The sequence below is a fragment of the Cryobacterium sp. MP_M3 genome, from assembly GCF_015752155.1.
GTDB lineage: Bacteria > Actinomycetota > Actinomycetes > Actinomycetales > Microbacteriaceae > Cryobacterium.
Genome location: NZ_JADOVI010000003.1, coordinates 21786 through 37850 on the forward strand (window position 1 = coordinate 21786; position 16065 = coordinate 37850).

At 70.5% G+C, this 16065-nt stretch carries 16 protein-coding genes; 8 read left to right on the top strand and 8 right to left on the bottom strand.

Annotation, left to right across the window (positions count from 1 at the left end; all coding sequences use genetic code 11):
* The first annotated feature begins 3 nt into the window (after nt 1–3).
* Nucleotides 4–1041: an aromatic acid exporter family protein gene (locus IWX89_RS04695; RefSeq protein WP_196902426.1), complete on the top strand. Its 1038-nt coding sequence runs from the start codon at nt 4–6 to the stop codon at nt 1039–1041.
* 254 nt (nt 1042–1295) lie between these two features.
* Here the strand turns inward: IWX89_RS04695 and IWX89_RS04700 are convergent, their stop codons facing one another.
* Nucleotides 1296–1856, bottom strand: coding sequence for a YceI family protein (locus IWX89_RS04700; RefSeq protein ID WP_196902427.1), 561 nt, complete (start codon nt 1854–1856; stop codon nt 1296–1298).
* Between the two features lie 106 nt (nt 1857–1962).
* The gene (locus tag IWX89_RS04705) at nt 1963–3216 is read right to left on the bottom strand and encodes a glycoside hydrolase family 3 N-terminal domain-containing protein (protein WP_196902428.1); all 1254 of its coding nucleotides are present in this window, start codon (nt 3214–3216) and stop codon (nt 1963–1965) included.
* Between the two features lie 107 nt (nt 3217–3323).
* Between IWX89_RS04705 and IWX89_RS04710 the strand changes: the two genes are divergently transcribed.
* The 6 genes from IWX89_RS04710 to IWX89_RS04735 all read left to right on the top strand — a co-directional run bounded on the left by IWX89_RS04710 (nt 3324) and on the right by IWX89_RS04735 (nt 8727).
* On the top strand, nt 3324–4124 hold the full coding sequence (locus IWX89_RS04710; protein WP_307836422.1) for an oxygenase MpaB family protein: 801 nt from the start codon (nt 3324–3326) through the stop codon (nt 4122–4124).
* A 40-nt stretch (nt 4125–4164) separates the two neighbouring features.
* A complete protein-coding gene (locus IWX89_RS04715) occupies nt 4165–4659 on the top strand; it encodes an Lrp/AsnC family transcriptional regulator (protein WP_196902429.1) in 495 nt (164 codons plus the stop codon).
* Nucleotides 4660–4770: 111 nt separating this feature from the next.
* Nucleotides 4771–5937: a pyruvate dehydrogenase (acetyl-transferring) E1 component subunit alpha gene (pdhA, locus tag IWX89_RS04720; RefSeq protein ID WP_196902430.1), complete on the top strand. Its 1167-nt coding sequence runs from the start codon at nt 4771–4773 to the stop codon at nt 5935–5937.
* Nucleotides 5934–6950 carry an alpha-ketoacid dehydrogenase subunit beta gene (locus tag IWX89_RS04725; RefSeq protein WP_196902431.1) on the top strand — a complete coding sequence of 339 codons (1017 nt, stop codon included), beginning with the start codon at nt 5934–5936 and terminating at the stop codon, nt 6948–6950. The genes pdhA and IWX89_RS04725 overlap by 4 nt, the downstream gene beginning before the upstream one ends.
* Nucleotides 6947–8416 carry a dihydrolipoamide acetyltransferase family protein gene (locus IWX89_RS04730; RefSeq protein WP_307836423.1) on the top strand — a complete coding sequence of 490 codons (1470 nt, stop codon included), beginning with the start codon at nt 6947–6949 and terminating at the stop codon, nt 8414–8416. The genes IWX89_RS04725 and IWX89_RS04730 overlap by 4 nt, the downstream gene beginning before the upstream one ends.
* A gap of 158 nt (nt 8417–8574) precedes the next feature.
* Entirely contained in the window at nt 8575–8727 is a 153-nt protein-coding gene (locus IWX89_RS04735; protein WP_196902432.1) for a hypothetical protein, read from the top strand.
* Here IWX89_RS04735 and paaZ read toward each other — a convergent pair.
* The 4 genes from paaZ to IWX89_RS04755 are packed head-to-tail and all read right to left on the bottom strand — an operon-like array spanning nt 8724 to nt 13599.
* A complete protein-coding gene (gene paaZ / locus IWX89_RS04740) occupies nt 8724–10769 on the bottom strand; it encodes a phenylacetic acid degradation bifunctional protein PaaZ (RefSeq protein WP_196902433.1) in 2046 nt (681 codons plus the stop codon). The genes IWX89_RS04735 and paaZ overlap by 4 nt on opposite strands.
* A complete protein-coding gene (locus tag IWX89_RS04745; RefSeq protein WP_196902434.1) occupies nt 10766–11671 on the bottom strand; it encodes a 3-hydroxyacyl-CoA dehydrogenase family protein in 906 nt (301 codons plus the stop codon). Before IWX89_RS04745 ends, paaZ begins: the two co-directional genes overlap by 4 nt.
* Nucleotides 11668–12414, bottom strand: a complete 747-nt coding sequence (locus IWX89_RS04750) for an enoyl-CoA hydratase/isomerase family protein (RefSeq protein WP_196902435.1) — start codon at nt 12412–12414, stop codon at nt 11668–11670. The genes IWX89_RS04745 and IWX89_RS04750 overlap by 4 nt, the downstream gene beginning before the upstream one ends.
* Complete coding sequence (locus IWX89_RS04755; protein ID WP_196902436.1) at nt 12415–13599, bottom strand: acetyl-CoA C-acyltransferase; 1185 nt, start codon at nt 13597–13599, stop codon at nt 12415–12417. It lies immediately after the preceding gene.
* A gap of 119 nt (nt 13600–13718) precedes the next feature.
* Here IWX89_RS04755 and IWX89_RS04760 point away from each other — a divergent pair, with 119 nt between their 5' ends.
* The gene (locus IWX89_RS04760; protein WP_196902437.1) at nt 13719–14951 is read left to right on the top strand and encodes a low temperature requirement protein A; all 1233 of its coding nucleotides are present in this window, start codon (nt 13719–13721) and stop codon (nt 14949–14951) included.
* A gap of 84 nt (nt 14952–15035) precedes the next feature.
* On the opposite strand, the gene IWX89_RS04765 is transcribed toward IWX89_RS04760, so the two are convergent.
* Complete coding sequence (locus IWX89_RS04765) at nt 15036–15536, bottom strand: hypothetical protein (RefSeq protein WP_196902438.1); 501 nt, start codon at nt 15534–15536, stop codon at nt 15036–15038.
* Nucleotides 15529–16065: a hypothetical protein gene (locus tag IWX89_RS04770; RefSeq protein ID WP_196902439.1), complete on the bottom strand. Its 537-nt coding sequence runs from the start codon at nt 16063–16065 to the stop codon at nt 15529–15531. The genes IWX89_RS04765 and IWX89_RS04770 overlap by 8 nt, the downstream gene beginning before the upstream one ends.

Below are 16065 nucleotides of genomic sequence, written 5' to 3' on the forward strand. Positions count from 1 at the left end.
CAAGTGAGAATAACGGCCCGCCTGCAATCCACGAGCCGGATCCCGCTACTCCAGGCCGTGAAGACATCCGTTGCCGTCGGGCTCGGCTGGCTGCTCTCGCAGTTCCTGCTGCAGACCGACCTGCCCATCTTCGCCGCCATCGCTGCGCTCCTGGTCGTGCAACCCAACATCAACCAGACCCTGGGCCGGGCGGTCGAACGCAGCCTCGGGGTCATCGGCGGCGTGCTCATCGCCTATGCGGTCGGCATCGCGTTCGGTCAATCCAGCTGGATCGTGCTGCTCGCCATCGTCTTCTGCATCATGCTGGCCTGGGCCCTGCGCCTCGCCCCCAGTTCGGCCAGCCAGATTCCGATCAGCGCGATGCTCGTGCTCTCGATCGGGGCGACGACCCCCGAGTACGCGCGTGACCGCATCCTGGAGACGATCATCGGGGCGGCCGTCGCCCTCGTCGTCAATGCGCTGATCGTGCCGCCGGTGCTGCTCGCTCCGGCGCACGACGCGGTCGTGCGACTCGCCCTCGAGGTCGCCGACACCCTCGACCGCATCGTCGACGCCCTCCGCTTTCCGCAGCAGACCGGCCAGATCGAGGAGATGATGATCAAGGCACGGCTGCTGCGGCCGATGCTGAGCAAGGCCGAGAAGGCGATCAAGCAGGCCGAGGAGAGCCTCACGCTCAATCCCCGGCATGGGATGCACCGGCGCCTGCTCGACATCGACGAGGAGTTCTACAACCGCCTTATCTCCCTGGTCACCCGCACCATCGGCATGACCAGGTCGCTCAGGGACCACTACGACCACTCGCTCCACCTGGAGCCGACAGTGCTGGCGATCACCGTGGAGCTCAGCCGGGCCGCCCACGACCTGAGGCTGTTGGCGTCGGAGGTCGACCATCCCGACCGCGAGAAGGTGTCCCTGCCCGTGGAGCCGCCGGCCCTGACCGCTCCGCTGATCATCGCGACTCCGCATCCGCAGCACTGGATTCTGATTGGCTCACTGATGGAAGACCTGCGCCGGGTGCGCGAGGAGATCAAGGGCGACTAGTCCGGGTGCAGAGAGGTCTCGACCAGCCCGACCACCGGCGCTCGACGGCGTTCCGAATTCAGGAGAACCCACCCATTGCGTGGCGCCGGCGGGCATCCGTCGCACTGTTCCGGGCTGCACACCTGAATTCGGGACAGGAATTGCGGAGGGGATCGGCCGCCGGCCGGGTGCGGCGGGGGCCGGGGCGGGCTACCGAGGGGGCTGGGCACAACGAAGGGGCCCCGCCGTGGCGGAGCCCCTGTCGATGGTGCCTGTTACGCCTGGTTCAGCGCAGCCTGGAGTTCAAGCGTGATGGTGACCTTCTCGCCGAGGAGCAGGCCGCCGGTCTCGAGGGCCGCGTTGTACTCGAGGCCGAAGTCTGCACGGGTGACCTCGGTCTTGGCGGTCGCGCCGGCCTTGTAGTTGCCGTAGGGGTCCATTCCGAAGCCGCCGAACTCGAAGTCGAAAGTGACCGGCTTGGTGACGCCCTTGATGGTGAGGTCGCCGTCGACGAGGAAGTCGCCCTTGACGCTGCGTACACCGGTGGAGACGAAGTTGATGGTGGGGAAAGTCTCGGCGTCGAAGAAGTCGCCGGTACGGAGGTGACCGTCGCGGTTGGCCTCGTTGGTGTTGATCGAGGCGACCTCGGCGGTCGCGCTGACAGTGCTGTCGAGCGGGTTCTCTGCGGTCACGAAGGTCGCGTCGAACTTCTCGAACTTGCCCTTGACCTTGCTGATCATCAGGTGACGGATGCTGAAGCCGACCTCGCTGTGGGTCGGGTCGATGGTCCAGGTTCCGGCCTTGTAGCCGGGGATGTTCGTGATGGTGTCAGTCATGGGTTCTCCTCGAGTCTCAGGCGGTGGATTGTCGCCGTCAATTACATGCAATTGCATAGGATCCCGGATTATTCCGGATCCGCGGGTATTTTTTCGTGCTGCCTTGTTATCGGAGCAGCCGGCGGCACTCGACATCGCACGGATCTCCGTGCGGTGAATGCACAGCGAGTCCCCGGCGCAGCACGAGCAGGCGGTAGGCCGCGTCGTCGATCTGGGCCTGCGTGATCCGCCCGGATTCGACGGCGCCGGCGACTCCGGCAACCAGTGCCGGAATGACTATCCCGACCCGCGCGGGGTCGGCAGGCGTGACGTAGAGCAGCATGGTGTTGCCGGCGGCAATCGCCGCGATCGCGTTCTCGGTCGGGTCGGCGTATTCGGCAAGCCCCGTGTCCTGAAGCATCAGCAGGTCGTCGGTGATCGCGATTCCGGTGAACCCGAGCGTGCGGCGCAGGATCGTGTGCCAGGCCGGGGACAGGCTGGCCGGCCGGGCATCGACGGCCGGATAGGCCAGATGCCCGAACATGACGACCTGCGCGCCGGCCGTGATTCCGGCCGTGAACGGCGGCGCCACCTGGCTGAGCCAGTCCCGATAGCCGAGCCCGGCCGACGGGATGCTCCGGTGCGAGTCCCCCGGTGCCGCCCCGTGCCCCGGGAAATGCTTGAGCGTGCTCAGCACCCGGCCACGTTCCCCGGCGACGGCGGCGGCCACGCGCACGGATGCCGCGGCCGGGTCCGTGCCGAGCACGCGGCCGTAGAGGAACGAGGTCGGATCGGCGGTGACGTCGGCCACGATCCCGAAGTTGACGCTGACCCCGGCCGACTGAAGCAGGGCGGCGCGACTGCGGAAGGCGTCCTCCGTGGCCTGCACCGGCCGGGGACGCAGAGCCTCCGCACCCGGGGCCTCGTCATTCCGCAGGCGGTCCACCTCGCCGCCCTCCTGGTCGATCCCGATCAGGAGGGGAAGCGCGGCGTCGGCGCTCAGCGCCGAGGTCATCGCGCCGAGGTCCTCCGGTGCGGGCGGCACGTTGTCGCCCATCAGGATGAGCCCGCCGAGGCCGTTGTCGGCGGCGAAGGAGCCGAGCGCGGCGGCATCCGTTCCCGGCTGGTGGAGCATCAGCAGGCTGGAGATCTTCTCGGTCAAGGTCATGGCGGACAGGCGCCGCCGGGCGTCTGCAGCGAGCGGGTCGACCGGGGCGCCGGTGCGGGCCGGCGCAGCCTGCTCGGGGGTCCCGGTGCCCCTCGAAGGCGAGACCGGGGAGCAGCCGGCCAGCACGACGGACAAGCCGACAGCGGCGGCCACAGTGGCGGCGAGCGACGCGTTCCCGCGGCGGCGGCCAGGTCGAACTCGCCCGGTGGTCATCGGTCAAGGGTAACCCCGCGAACCGGGGTGGGAACCCGGTCCCACGGCGCGCGCGAGTCGCACTAAACTCGGCATTCACAACGGGAGGCACCCGACGGGAGGAACCAGTGGCAGGTCGCGACCTCGGCATGCGGGACATCGCAGGCGAAGGCGTGCTCATCGCCGCCGGCGGGCGGTCCATCCTGCTGCAGATCGCGAATCCGGCCATCGGGCACGGCGTCGCGCACCACAGCGATTTCGCTTCGCGCCCCCTCGACCGGCTGCGCGGCACATTGACCTACGTCTACGCCGTGGTCTTCGGCACCCCGGCGGAGGCGGCGAGCGCCAGTCGGCGGGTCAACCGCGCTCATGGCCCGGTCGTCGGCGAAGCCGCCGATGGAGCCCCGGCCTACAGCGCGTTCACCCCGGAGTTGCAACTCTGGGTGGCGGCGACCCTGTACGACTCGGCGATCACGATGCGCGAGCTCGTCTTCGGGCCGTTGGAGCACGACGTCGCCGACGCCCTCTACCTGGACTACGCCGTTCTCGGCACGGCGCTTCAGGTTCCGGCGGGACTGTGGCCGGCCGATCGCGCGGCCTTCGCCGTGTATTTCCGGGACCGGCTCGCCGAGCTCCGAACGGATGCCACCACCCGGGCGGTGGCCAGGCAGCTCCTCCACCCCCAGACCGGTCCGGTCTGGCTCCGCCTGCTGATGCCCCTGGGTCGTCTCCTCACCGTCGGGCTCCTCCCCCCGCACGTGCGCGACCTGTTCGACCTGGACTGGTCACCGCGCTTGCAACGCCGTTTCGACCGCGTGATCGCGTTCACCGCGGTGGTCTACCCGCTGCTGCCACGCCGGCTTCGGCACTGGCCGAAGAACCACTACCTGCGCGCGGTGCGCCAGTCGATTGAGCCGGCGGTAGTCTGAAGCCTCCAGACCTGAGGACCACAATGACGCAGCCGCCGGTATGAGCGAGCACTCTCCATCGCCTGCGCCCGCCGGCCTGGACGCCATCGACCGGCGAATAGTCGCCGAACTGAGCAGGGACGCGCGCCTCTCCATGCGCCAGGTCGCCGCCCTCGTGCACATCTCCCGCACGGCGGCCCACACTCGGGTGCAGAACCTCGTGCGCCACGGGGTCATCACCGGCTTCGGCGCCCAGATCGATCCGCGCGCCCTCGGCCTGCACGTGTCCGCCCTGGTCGTGGTTAAAATCGGCGACGTCTCCTGGACGGATATCGCGTCCCGGCTCAGCAAGCTGCCCTTCGTCGAGAAGGCCCAGGCGGTCAGCGGCGACATCGACATCATCCTCACGGTGAGCGCGCCCGACCACGAGCAGCTCAGCCAGGCCATCCTGCGCGACATCCACAGCATGCCCGGCGTCATCTCCACCCGGTCCCATCTGATTCTGGAGGAGATCGCCGGGCACGCGCCCGCCGAAGCGCCGGACATCTGGCGCTGAATCCGAGGAAATTCTCGGACGTTTGGCACGGCGACGGGCCTGTTCGAGCCAATCGTTCACATCCGTCGCCGCGGTGTCGTGAGCGGCCGGCGGATGCCCCACGATTGCGTCATGAGCCTCAATGTCGAGAGCCCGGTCGTGTCCACCGCGTCGGCGCCGCAGCCCCTCCGCCTGATCGATGACACCGGGCATGCCGTGACGGACGACGCCGGCGGTTTCACCCTGCCCGACCCCGGTACGCTGCTCGGCCTGTACCGCCAGATGGTGGTCGCGCGCCGGTTCGACGTGCAGGTCACCGCCCTCACCCGGCAGGGCCGTCTGGCCACCTACCCGTCGGCGCTCGGCCAGGAGGCCTGCGAGATCGCGGCCGTCGCGGCGCTCGATCCGGGCGACTGGCTGTTCCCGACCTACCGGGACAGCATCGCCCTGCTCACCCGAGGGGTGAAGCCCGAACACATCCTCGCCTCGTTCCGCGGCGAGTGGCACAGCGGCTACGACCAGTACGAGCACCGGATCGCACCGCAGGCCACCCCGCTCGCCACCCAGGCGTTGCATGCCGTCGGCCTGGCCACGGCGTCCAAGCTCAAGCGGGACAGCACCGTCGCCCTCGCCCTGCTCGGTGACGGCGCGACGAGCGAGGGCGACGCGCACGAGGCGTTCAACTTCGCCGCCGTCTGGCAGGCGCCGGTCGTGTTCGTCGTGCAGAACAACCAGTTCGCGATCAGCGTGCCGCTCGACAAGCAGATGCACTGCCGCACCATCGCCGACAAGGCCATCGGCTACGGCATGCCCGGTTTCTACGTCGACGGCAATGACGTCGCCGCGATGTACGCGGTCACCTCCGCGGCCGTCGACCGGGCGCGCACGGGCGGCGGGCCGACCCTGGTCGAGGGGCTGACCTACCGGATGGAGGCGCACACGAACTCGGACGACCCGAGCCGGTACCGCACGGCGGGCGACGTCGACGTCTGGCGGCGTCGCGACCCGATCGAACGGCTGGAGACGTATCTGGTCTCGATCGGCGCCCTGAGCGACCGGGAGCGGGCCGGCATCCGTGACGAAGCCGAGGACCTCGCCGCGGCCACCCGGGACTGCATGACGCTGCCCGTGGAGGTGGACCCGCTCGAGCTGTTCGATCACGTCTATGCCACCCCGCGGCCCGCTCTCGCCGAACAGCGCGCCTTCCTGGCCGCCGAGCTGGCCGAGCACGCCGCACTGGCGGCTCAGCCGTCCGTTTCCCGTCCGTCTGTTTCCACCCCGTCAGGAGCCCACGCATGACGCTGCAGAGCACGGCCCCGCCCGTCGGTGCCCGCCCCCCGGCCACCCTGACCATGGCCGCCGCCCTCAACGCGGCCATCCAGGACTCGATGCGGGACGACCCGACCGTGGTGCTGTTCGGGGAGGACGTCGGCCCGCTCGGCGGTGTCTTCCGGGTCACCGACGGGCTCTACGCCGAGTTCGGCGAGACCCGGGTGAGCGATTCCCCGCTGGCCGAGTCCGGCATCGTCGGCACAGCGATCGGCATGGCCATCTACGGGCTGCGCCCGGTGGTCGAGATGCAGTTCGACGCGTTCAGCTATCCCGCGTTCGAGCAGATCGTGTCGCACCTGGCCAAGATGCGCAATCGCACCCGGGGCCGGATCTCCCTCCCCATCGTCATCCGCATCCCGTACGCCGGCGACATCGGCGGGGTGGAACACCACTCCGACTCGTCCGAGGCCTACTGGTGCGCCACCCCCGGCCTGACGGTCGTGTCGCCGTCCAACCCTGCGGACGCGTATTCGATGCTGCGCGAGGCCATCGCGAGCGACGACCCGGTGATCTTCATGGAACCCAAGAGCCGGTACTGGATGAAGGAGCAGCTCAGGCTGCCCGTGCAGACCGCGCCGATGAACACCGCCGTCGTGCTCCGGGAGGGCACCGACGTCACGCTCATCGCCTACGGCCCCACGGTGAAGACCGCCCTGGCCACCGCGGAACTGGCGATGAAGGAGGGACTGTCGATCGAGGTCATCGACCTGCGCAGCCTGTCGCCGTTCGACGACGAGACCGTCGGCGCGTCCCTGCGCAAGACGAGCCGGGCCGCCGTCGTGCACGAGGCCGCGCAGTTCGGCGGGTACGGCGCGGAGGTCGCGGCACGGCTCACCGAACGCAACTTCTTCCACCTCGCCGCGCCCATCCTGCGGATCACCGGATTCGACATCCCGTACCCGTCACCCAAACTCGAGGAGTACTTCCTGCCGACCCCCGACCGGATCCTCGCCGCCCTCGGCAGCTGGGAGTGGTCATGATGACGAACGACTTCATCCTGCCCGACCTCGGAGAGGGGCTGACCGAGGCGGAGATCGTCTCCTGGCTGGTGAGCGTCGGCGACACCATCGCGATCGACCAGCCCGTGGTGGAGGTCGAATCCGCGAAGTCGATCGTGGAGCTGCCGTCACCGTTCGGCGGAGTGGTGAAGGCGCTCTTCGGCGAGGCCGGCCAGGTGATCCACTCCGGCCAGGTGCTGCTGAGTGTGACGGATTCCACGCAGCCGTCCTCCGGGCCGGTTCCTCCGCCAGCATCAGCGCCTGAGCCAGCGTCAGCGTCAGCGTCGGCGCCAGAGCCTGCCGCGACGCCCGTTGGGCCGAGCGAGGAGCCGAGCGAGGAGCCGAGCGAGGCATCCGGCGCCGTGCTCGTCGGCTACGGCACGAGTGAGAACACCCGGCCGGTCCGGCGGCCGTCGGCGGCCAGGTTCGGCGCCAGGGGCGGCCAGCCTGGTGCCGTGCCGGTTCCCCCGGCGACCGCAGCGGTGGCCGCGCCGGTTCCCCCGGCTGCAGCCGCGGCCAGCCCTGCAGCCGGCCCGCCCGGCCTCGGCCGCCCGTCCCCGGTCGTCTCGCCGATCGTGCGACGGCTCGCCCGCGAGAACGGCTTCGACGCGAGCACGCTCCGCGGCAGCGGGCCGAACGACCTGGTCCTGCGTCGTGACGTCGAGGCCCGGATTCGCGCTGCCGAGGCACCGGCGCCTGCCCGGACTGCAGCGCCTGCGCCTGCCCAGGCAGCACAGCCGGCCGTGGCACCGACGACCGGGGACACCCGCATTCCGATCACGGGGCTCCGCAAGGTCGTCGCCGAACGCCTGGCCCAGTCCCGGCGGGAGATCCCCGAAGCCACGATCTGGCTCGACGTGGACGCCACGGAGCTGTTCACCGCCCGCGACCGCCTGCTCGCCGCCACCGGGGAACGCTTCAGCGTGACCGCCCTGATCGCGCGTTTCGTCGTGGCCGGCCTGCGCCGCTACCCGCTCCTCAACGCGTCGGTCGACACGGCCAGCCAGGAGATCCTCGTTCGCGGGGACATCAACCTCGGCATCGCCGCGCAGACTCCGCGGGGCCTGATGGTCCCGGTCGTGCAGGGCGCCCACGCCCTGACCACCCGGCAGCTGCGGGATGCCATCGCCGGGCTGGTCACGCAGGCCGGCGACGGCGCGTTCTCCCCCGGAGCCCTCGCCGGGGGAACCTTCACCCTGAACAACTTCGGATCCCTCGGGGTGGACGGGTCGGCGGCGATCATCAACCACCCGGAGGCCGCGATCCTCGGCATCGGCCGGATGATCGAACGCCCGTGGGTGGTCGACCACCAGCTCGCGGTGCGCACCGTCGTGGAGCTGTCGATGGTCTTCGACCACCGGGTCTGCGACGGGGACACGGCGGCCGGGTTCCTCACCTACGTCGCCCGGTGCATCGAATCCCCCGTTTCCCTGCTCGCCGATCTCTGAGGCACGAGCCCGGCGCGCCGCCCGTCTGAAGTTTCCTGAGTCGATCTCGCTCTGCTCTGCCACGATGGAGGCGTGAAATCGTTCCGGGACCGGTGGGGTGATGCCGCCGCGGAGGTCGGGCGGCGCGGGCGGCCAGTGCGGGCACCGCGGCGGCGGTCGTGCTGCTCTGCTGGAGCCTGCTGGTGCTGCTTCCCGACGCGCTCGGCCCGAACCCGCTCACCGTCGTCGACGCCGTCGCTGTGGCGACGACGACGGTGCTGACCTTCGTGTTCTTCGCGCTGCTCCGCTCCCCCGGTTCCCGGCTGCCCTAGTTCTTGCTGACCAGGGTGAGCACGTCGTAGCTGGCGACGACCTCATCGTTCTGGTTGTGCAGCACGGCGTCCCAGCAGACCTCGCCGTAGTCCTCCGTCTCGCGCGGCGTGATCCGCTTGGCGGTGAGGGTGACAGTGATGCTGTCGCCCGGGGAGACCGGAGTAAGGAAGCGGAGTCGTTCCAGCCCGGAGTTCGCGAGCACGGGCCCGGGAGCCGCATCCACGAACAGCCCGGCCGCCCACGAGACCAGCAGGTACCCGTGGGCGACGATGCCGGGGAAGAACGGGTTCGCCGCGGCCGCTTCCGCATCCGTGTGCGCGTAGAACTTGTCCCCGGTCGCCTCGGCGAACGCGGTGATGTCGGCGAGGGTTACGGTGCGCGGTCCGCCCTGCACCTGGTCGCCCACCCGGAGCGACGCGAGGGACTTGCGGAACGGGTGGATCCCGTGCCGCACGGCCGCACCGGTGTGCCACTGGCCGGTGATCGCGGTGAGCATGTCGGGCGACCCCTGGATGGCCGTGCGCTGCATGTGGTGCAGCACCGAGCGGATGCCGCCCAGCTCCTCGCTGCCGCCGGCGCGGCCGGGCCCACCGTGCACCAGGTGCGGCACGGGCGCGCCGTGGCCGGTGCTGCTGCGCGCGTCGACCCGGTCGAGCATCAGGACCCGCCCGTGGTGGGCGGCGATGCCGAGCACCAGGGCGCGGGCGACATTGGGGTCGTGGGTGGCGACCGTGGCCACCAGCGAGCCGCCGCCGAGGGCGGCCAGGGCGACGGCGTGGTCCAGGCCGGTGTACTCGATGATGGACGCGACGGGACCGAACGCCTCGATCTCGTGCACGGCGGGGCTTTCGGCATCGTCGAAGGCCAGGAGGAGCGGCCCCACGAAGGCGCCGCCCGGGTCGGTGCCGGCCGGGGCATCCGTCGACCCCATCACGATCCGGCCGCCGCCTTCGAGCAGGCGGGCGACGCTCCCGAGCACCTCCCGGCGCTGGTCGAGGCTGGCCAGGGGGCCCATGGTGACGCCGTCGGCGCGCGGGTCGCCGATCGAGACCCGCCGCTCCACCCGCTCGGCCACGGCCGCGACGATCTCGTCGCGCCGTCCGGCCGGCACGATCAGCCGGCGGATGCTCGTGCACTTCTGGCCGGCCTTGCTGGTCATCTCGGTGACGGCGGATGCGACGTAGGCGTCGAACTCGGCCGTGCCCTTGGTGGCGTCCGGGCCCAGGATCGCCGCGTTGAGGGAGTCGGTCTCGCTGGTGAACCGCACCCCGCCCTCGACCACGTTCGGGTGTGCCTTGAGGCTGCGCGCGGTGCCGGCTGAGCCGGTGAAGCCGACGAGGTCGCGGTAGTCGAGGTGGTCGATCAGGTCACGGGCGCTGCCGGAGACGAGTTGCAGGGTTCCGGCCGGCAGGATGCCGGAGGCGATGATGTGGCGAACGACCGCCTCGGTGAGGTAGCCGGTGGGAGAGGCCGGCTTGACGATCGAGGGCACCCCGGCGATGAACGCGGGAGCGAACTTCTCAAGCATCCCCCAGACCGGGAAGTTGAACGCGTTGATCTGGCAGGCCACCCCGGGGATGCGGGTGTAGATGTGCTGGCCGCTGAACGAGCCGTCCCGCGACAGCGCCTCGACGTCGCCGTCGACGTAGACCTGGCTGTTGGGCATCTCCCGCCGGCCCTTCGACGACAGGGTGAACAGCACGCCGATTCCGCCGTCGATGTCGACCATCGAGTCGTACCGGGTCGCCCCGGTGCGCGCGGAGAGCGTGTACAGCTCCTCCTTGACCCCGCTGAGGTACTGCGCGAGCTGCTTGAGCAGGATGGCGCGCTGGTGGAAGGTGAGCCGGCCGAGCGAGGCCTGGCCGACCGTGCGGGCGTGCTCGACCACGTCGGCGAGGTCCAGCCCCTCGCTGCTGACCGAGGCGACCTCCTCGCCGGTGCTCGCGTCGAGGACCAGCTGGGTGCGGGACCCGTCCGCCGGGGTCCACCAGGAGTCGAGGACGTAGCTGGGCACGATCGTGCCGGTGCTGAGGAGAGTCATGATGCGTCCTTCCAATCGAAGAATCCTTGGCCGCTCTTGCGTCCGAGGTCACCGCGGGCGACGAGGTCGCGCAGCAGCTGCGGCGGGGCGAACCTCTCGCCGAGGGTGGAGTGCAGGTGCTCGGCGATGCCGAGGCGCACGTCGAGTCCGACCAGGTCGGTGGTGCGCAACGGCCCGACCGGGTGCTTGTAGCCGAGCACCATGGCCGCGTCGATGTCGGCGGGGCTGGCGACGCCTTCTTCGACCATCCGGATGGCCTCCAGCGCGATCGCGACGCCGAGCCGGGAGCTGGCGAAACCGGGTGAGTCGCGCACCAGGATCGGCGTCTTGCCGAGGGCGGAGACCCAGCCGGCGGCCAGGTCGACGAGTTCGGGGCTGGTGGCCTCCCCCGTGACGACCTCGATCAGGGTCGAGACCGGCACCGGGTTGAAGAAGTGCAGCCCGATGAACCGGTCCGGGCGTTCGAGCACCCCGGCGAGTTCGGTGATCGAGAGCGACGAGGTGTTCGAGGCCAGCCAGGCGTCGGGGGCCAGCTGCGCCTCCACACTGCGCAGCGCCTCCGTCTTCAGCGCCACGACCTCCGGCACGGCCTCGACGACGAGCCCGGCGCCGGCGAACGCCGAGGCATCCGTCGCCACGCTGAGCCGGTCGGCGTAGGAGGACCGGTCGCCCTGGATCGCGCCGAGGCGGAGGGCGGTGTCGACGGCGCCGAGCACCCGCTCCCGTGCCGCGGCGGCCGCGTCCGCGTCGCGCTCGACGACGGTGACGTGGGCGCCGGCGACGAGGAAGGCGTGGGCGATGCCCGCGCCCATCCGTCCGCCGCCGAGCACGCCGACCTGAGTCGGCACGGTGGTGGGCACAGGCGCGGCCTGCTGGTCCGTGCTGCCGGGGGCGAGCGTCATCGTTTCTTCCTTTCCAGGAATGCGGTCATTCGGGCGAATTTCTCTTCGGATTCGAAGAGCACGGCCTGGGCCTCGTTGTCGGCGCGCGGATGCCGGGCGCGCGGCACGTGGAAGACCTCCTTGGCGAGCTGGGTGGCGAGGGGGTCCTGGGCGGCGATCCGGTCCGCGAGGGAGTGCGCGGCGGCGAGCAGCCCCTCCGCCGGGTGAACCTCGGTGACCAGGCGCACGGCGAGTGCCTCCTCGGCGTTCAGGATGCGGCCGGCCAGGATGATCTCCTTGGCGACGGGTTCGCCGACGAGTTCGGCCAGTCGCCAGAGCGCCCCGGCGGCGGGGATGATGCCGAGGGAGGTCTCCGGGTTGCCGAGGCGAGCCGTGTCGGAGGCGATCCGGAAGTCGGCGGCGTAGGCGAGTTCGGCGCCGCCGCCCAGCGCCCAGCCGTCGATCGCGGCGATGACCGGCATCGGCAGGCGGGCGATCCGCTCGAACAGCTCCGAGTTGATGCCTTTGAGGGCGTCGTCGCGGCGCCGCTCCCTCAGCTGGGCGATGTCGGCGCCGGAGGCGAAGACCCCGGCCGAGCCGCACAGGATCAGGATCCTCGGCCCGCGTTCCAGTTCGCCGCAGAGCAGGTGCAGTTCGTCGACCATGGCCTGGTCGATCGCGTTGCGCACGTCGGGGCGGTTGAGCTGCACCTGCACCCGGTCGGGGCGGCGTTCGACGAGCAGGGTGCTGAATTCCCGGGACATCTAGACACTCTCCACGATGAGGGCCGACCCCTGGCCGACGCCGACGCACATGGTGGCGAGGCCACGCCGGGCGCCCTCGCGTTCCATCCGGCCGAGCAGGGTGACCAGGATGCGCGCCCCGGAGGAGCCGAGCGGGTGACCGAGGGCGATCGCGCCGCCGTTGCGGTTGACGATCTCCGGGTCGAGGCCGAGGCGGCGGATGCACGCCAGGGACTGGGTGGCGAAGGCCTCGTTGAGTTCGACCGCGTCCAGGTCCTGGATGCCGAGGCCCAGCCTGCGCAGGAGTTTCTCGGTGGCGGGGACGGGGCCGAGGCCCATCGTCTCGGGCGCGACGCCGGCGCTGGCGCCGCCCGCGACCCGGGCCCGGGGGGTCAGCCCGAGACGTTCGATGGCGGCTTCGCTGGCCACGACGATGGCGGAGGCCCCGTCGTTGAGCGAACTGGCGTTCCCGGCCGTGACGATTCCGCCTGGGCGGACGACCGAACGCAGACCGGCGAGCCGTTCGAGGGTGGTGTCCGCCCGGGGGCCCTCGTCGGCGTCGACCAGGCCGGCCCGGGTGGGCACCGGCACGATCTCGGGGGCGAAGGTGCCGTTCTGGCGGGCGTCGACGGCAAGCCGGTGCGAGCGCAGGGCGAACGCGTCGGCATCCGCCCGGCTGATGCCGTCGATCGCGGCGACCTCCTCGGCGGTTTCCGACATGGAGAAGGTGGCCTTGTCGCGCTCGGTGAGGCGCGGGTTGGTGAAGCGCCAGCCGATCGATGTGTCGACGATCTCACCGGGTTTGGCCCAGGCCTTCTCGGGTTTGGCGAGCACCCAGGGTGCCCTCGTCATCGATTCGACGCCGCCGGCGATGACCAGGTCGGCCTCGCCTGCCTTGATCATGCTGGCGGCCAGGTGAACCGCGGAGAGGCCGGAGGCGCAGAGCCGGTTGACGGTGATCCCGGGGATGCTGTCGGGCAGCCCGGCGAGGAGCACGGCCATCCGGGCGACGTTGCGATTGTCTTCGCCGGCCTGGTTGGCCGCGCCCATGATCACTTCGTCGATCAGCAGCGGGTCGAGGCCGGAGCGGCTCACGACGGCGGACAGCACGAGGGCGGCCAGGTCATCGGGGCGAACGCCGGCAAGCGCCCCGCCGTATCGGCCGATGGGAGTTCGAACACCATCAACGAGGAATGCTTCGGGCATGGCTTCATCACCTTTGATCGCCGTATTACTTACTGACCGTTCGTTCCGTAAAGAATGACACAGAAACGACGGATGCGGCAACCGACCCTCCGGTCAGGAAGGTCGGGCAGACTGGAATCGTGATTCCCCGATCGAAGGATGCGACCCATCCGTCCACGCCCGCGCTCGGGCTCCGCCGCAATCTCGCCCGGCCCGTCGACCACCCGCGCACCGACCGGGTCACCTACATCGAGCTGTTCTTCGACCTCGTCTTCGTCTTCGCCCTCACCCAGCTGTCGCGCTTCCTCTACGAGAACCAGTCCTGGGTCGGCGCGCTCGAATCCGCGACCCTGGTGCTGGCGCTGTGGTGGGTGTGGGTGCACACGACCTGGGTGACGAACGTACTCGACCCGGCCCGGTTGCCGGTGCGCCTGGTGGTGATCGGGCTCTCGCTCGTGGGCCTGCTCCTGAGTGTGTCGATCGGGGAGTCGTTCGGCGACCGCGGCCTCGTCTTCGCCCTCGCCTACGTGGCGCTGCAGCTGGGGCGCACGGTCTTCATGGCACTGGCGCTGGCGCGCCACGACCGGGTGCTCTACCGCAACTTCCTGCGCATCCTGGTCTGGCTCTCGGTCGCGGGCGTCTTCTGGATCCTGGGGGCGCTGCTGCCGCTGGAGTTCCGGCTCCCACTGTGGATCGCCGGGCTCCTGGTCGAGTACGTGTCGGCCAGCATCGGCTTCCAGCTGCCGGGTCTCGGCCGGTCGGGCCTGGACGACTGGGACCTCTCCGGCCCGCACATCGCGGAGCGCAGCGCGTTGTTCGTGATCATCGCGCTGGGCGAATCCATCCTCGTCAGCGGCTTCGCCTTCGTCGACCAGGATGCGTCGGTTCCCGGCGTCCTCGGCCTGCTCCTCGCCTTCACCGGCGGCGTGATGATGTGGTGGCTCTACTTCGACCACGGCGAGCGGGCAGGGAACCGCACCATCGCCGCGTCGGCCGAGCCCGGCCGGATCGCACGCCTTGCCTACACGTACGTGCACGCGATCATCATCGCCGGTATCGTGCTGAGCAGCGTCGCTGACAAGGAGATCCTCGCGCATCCCGACGAGACGATGCGGCTGTCGACGGCGGTGGTGATCACCGGCGGCCCGTTCGTCTATCTCGTCGGGCTGCAGTTGTTCCGCTGGATCGTCGCCCGGCAGGTGCTGGCCTCACACCTGGCCGGGATCGTCCTCCTGGTGCTCGCGTTCGCCACGGCCGGGCGCGTCTCGCCGCTCGCTCTCGCGGGCCTGTGCACCGCTGTCCTCACGCTCGTCGCAGCCTGGGAGACCATCGTGCGGCTCCGGGCCGGCACGACCGACGCCGACGCCGGCTGACCTGCCCCGGCCCGTTCCCGGACCCGTCCCCGGCCGCGACAGCGATGAAACGGAACGGGGAAGCGGAGGGGGGAACGGGGTGGATCAGAAGAAGCCGTCGGGCGTGCCCGCCGCCTTCGTGACCTCGTCGGTGCGGACGCCGGCGGCGGCGAGCTTGGCCATGGCCACGCGAAGCCCTGATTCCATCTGCGCCGCCCAGACCTCGGTCTCCCGGCTGCCGGCGTCCGCGGCATCCGCACGTGCGATCGCCTTCTCCTTCTCGGCGCGCTCGTTCTTGACCTGCTGGATGCTCAGGGTGATCCCGTAGTAGGCGGCGACCATCGACGCGATCGGCGTCGCGAACACGGCGAGGGCGTTGATGCTCTCGCTGGACACCCCGACGAGGATCATCACGATGAAGGCCAGCGCCAGCGCGCCGATGCCGACGAGCACGACGAGGGCCGTGCGCTGGGCGGTGTTCGAGCGTGCGATGGTGTGCCCGGCAACGGCGGTCGGCGCGGGTTCCGGAGCAGGCACCGATGCGGCGCCGTCGAAGGTGGGCATCACCGCGGTCCGGTCGTCCTGGTTCGTGGGCAGGTCAGTCATCTGTTGCTCCGTCTTCGGTGTGGTGGCTGGTGGGCTCTGTGAGGTCCGTCGAGGCGTCGGCCGGGGCTCCCTCGAGGAAGACCCGCTTGTAGGAGCGGCCGTCCGGCAGCTCCACGGTGCGGCTGGCCAGTTTGCCTCGGCTCACCTGCAGGTAGACGGCCTGCACCGTGACTCCCAGTGTCGTCGCCGCCTGCGCGACAGACAAACCGGGCAGTTCGGTCGGCACGCTGCTGGGCCGGGCGCCGCGCTTCCGGCCGGCCGCCAGCCGCGCCGCGATGTCCTCGTCGGTGCCGCTCCAGCGCCACCGGGCTGCCGCCGGTTTCAACCCGGCGGCGTCGGCGATCTCGTCCCAGCCGGTGCCGGCGTCCAGGGCGTCACGCACCCCGGCCAGGGTGGCCGGGTCGGCCTCGAGTTCGTGGACCAGGCGACGGATGCCCCGCACGCGTTCGAGCGGCGCCGCCTGGTCCTCGGCCAGTTCGGCCAATCGCACCAGGGCAGCCCGGGTGGACGGCGCCAGGAATGAGTTCAT

Coding starts and splice junctions, on each gene's coding strand:
- IWX89_RS04700 (WP_196902427.1), bottom strand. CDS start 1,856: ATGACTGACACCATCACGAACATCCCCGGCTACAAGGCCGGAACCTGG.
- IWX89_RS04705 (WP_196902428.1), bottom strand. CDS start 3,216: ATGACCACCGGGCGAGTTCGACCTGGCCGCCGCCGCGGGAACGCGTCG.
- IWX89_RS04715 (WP_196902429.1), top strand. CDS start 4,165: ATGAGCGAGCACTCTCCATCGCCTGCGCCCGCCGGCCTGGACGCCATC.
- pdhA (WP_196902430.1), top strand. CDS start 4,771: ATGAGCCTCAATGTCGAGAGCCCGGTCGTGTCCACCGCGTCGGCGCCG.
- IWX89_RS04725 (WP_196902431.1), top strand. CDS start 5,934: ATGACGCTGCAGAGCACGGCCCCGCCCGTCGGTGCCCGCCCCCCGGCC.
- IWX89_RS04730 (WP_307836423.1), top strand. CDS start 6,947: ATGATGACGAACGACTTCATCCTGCCCGACCTCGGAGAGGGGCTGACC.
- paaZ (WP_196902433.1), bottom strand. CDS start 10,769: ATGACTCTCCTCAGCACCGGCACGATCGTGCCCAGCTACGTCCTCGAC.
- IWX89_RS04745 (WP_196902434.1), bottom strand. CDS start 11,671: ATGACGCTCGCCCCCGGCAGCACGGACCAGCAGGCCGCGCCTGTGCCC.
- IWX89_RS04750 (WP_196902435.1), bottom strand. CDS start 12,414: ATGTCCCGGGAATTCAGCACCCTGCTCGTCGAACGCCGCCCCGACCGG.
- IWX89_RS04755 (WP_196902436.1), bottom strand. CDS start 13,599: ATGCCCGAAGCATTCCTCGTTGATGGTGTTCGAACTCCCATCGGCCGA.
- IWX89_RS04765 (WP_196902438.1), bottom strand. CDS start 15,536: ATGACTGACCTGCCCACGAACCAGGACGACCGGACCGCGGTGATGCCC.
- IWX89_RS04770 (WP_196902439.1), bottom strand. CDS start 16,065: ATGAACTCATTCCTGGCGCCGTCCACCCGGGCTGCCCTGGTGCGATTG.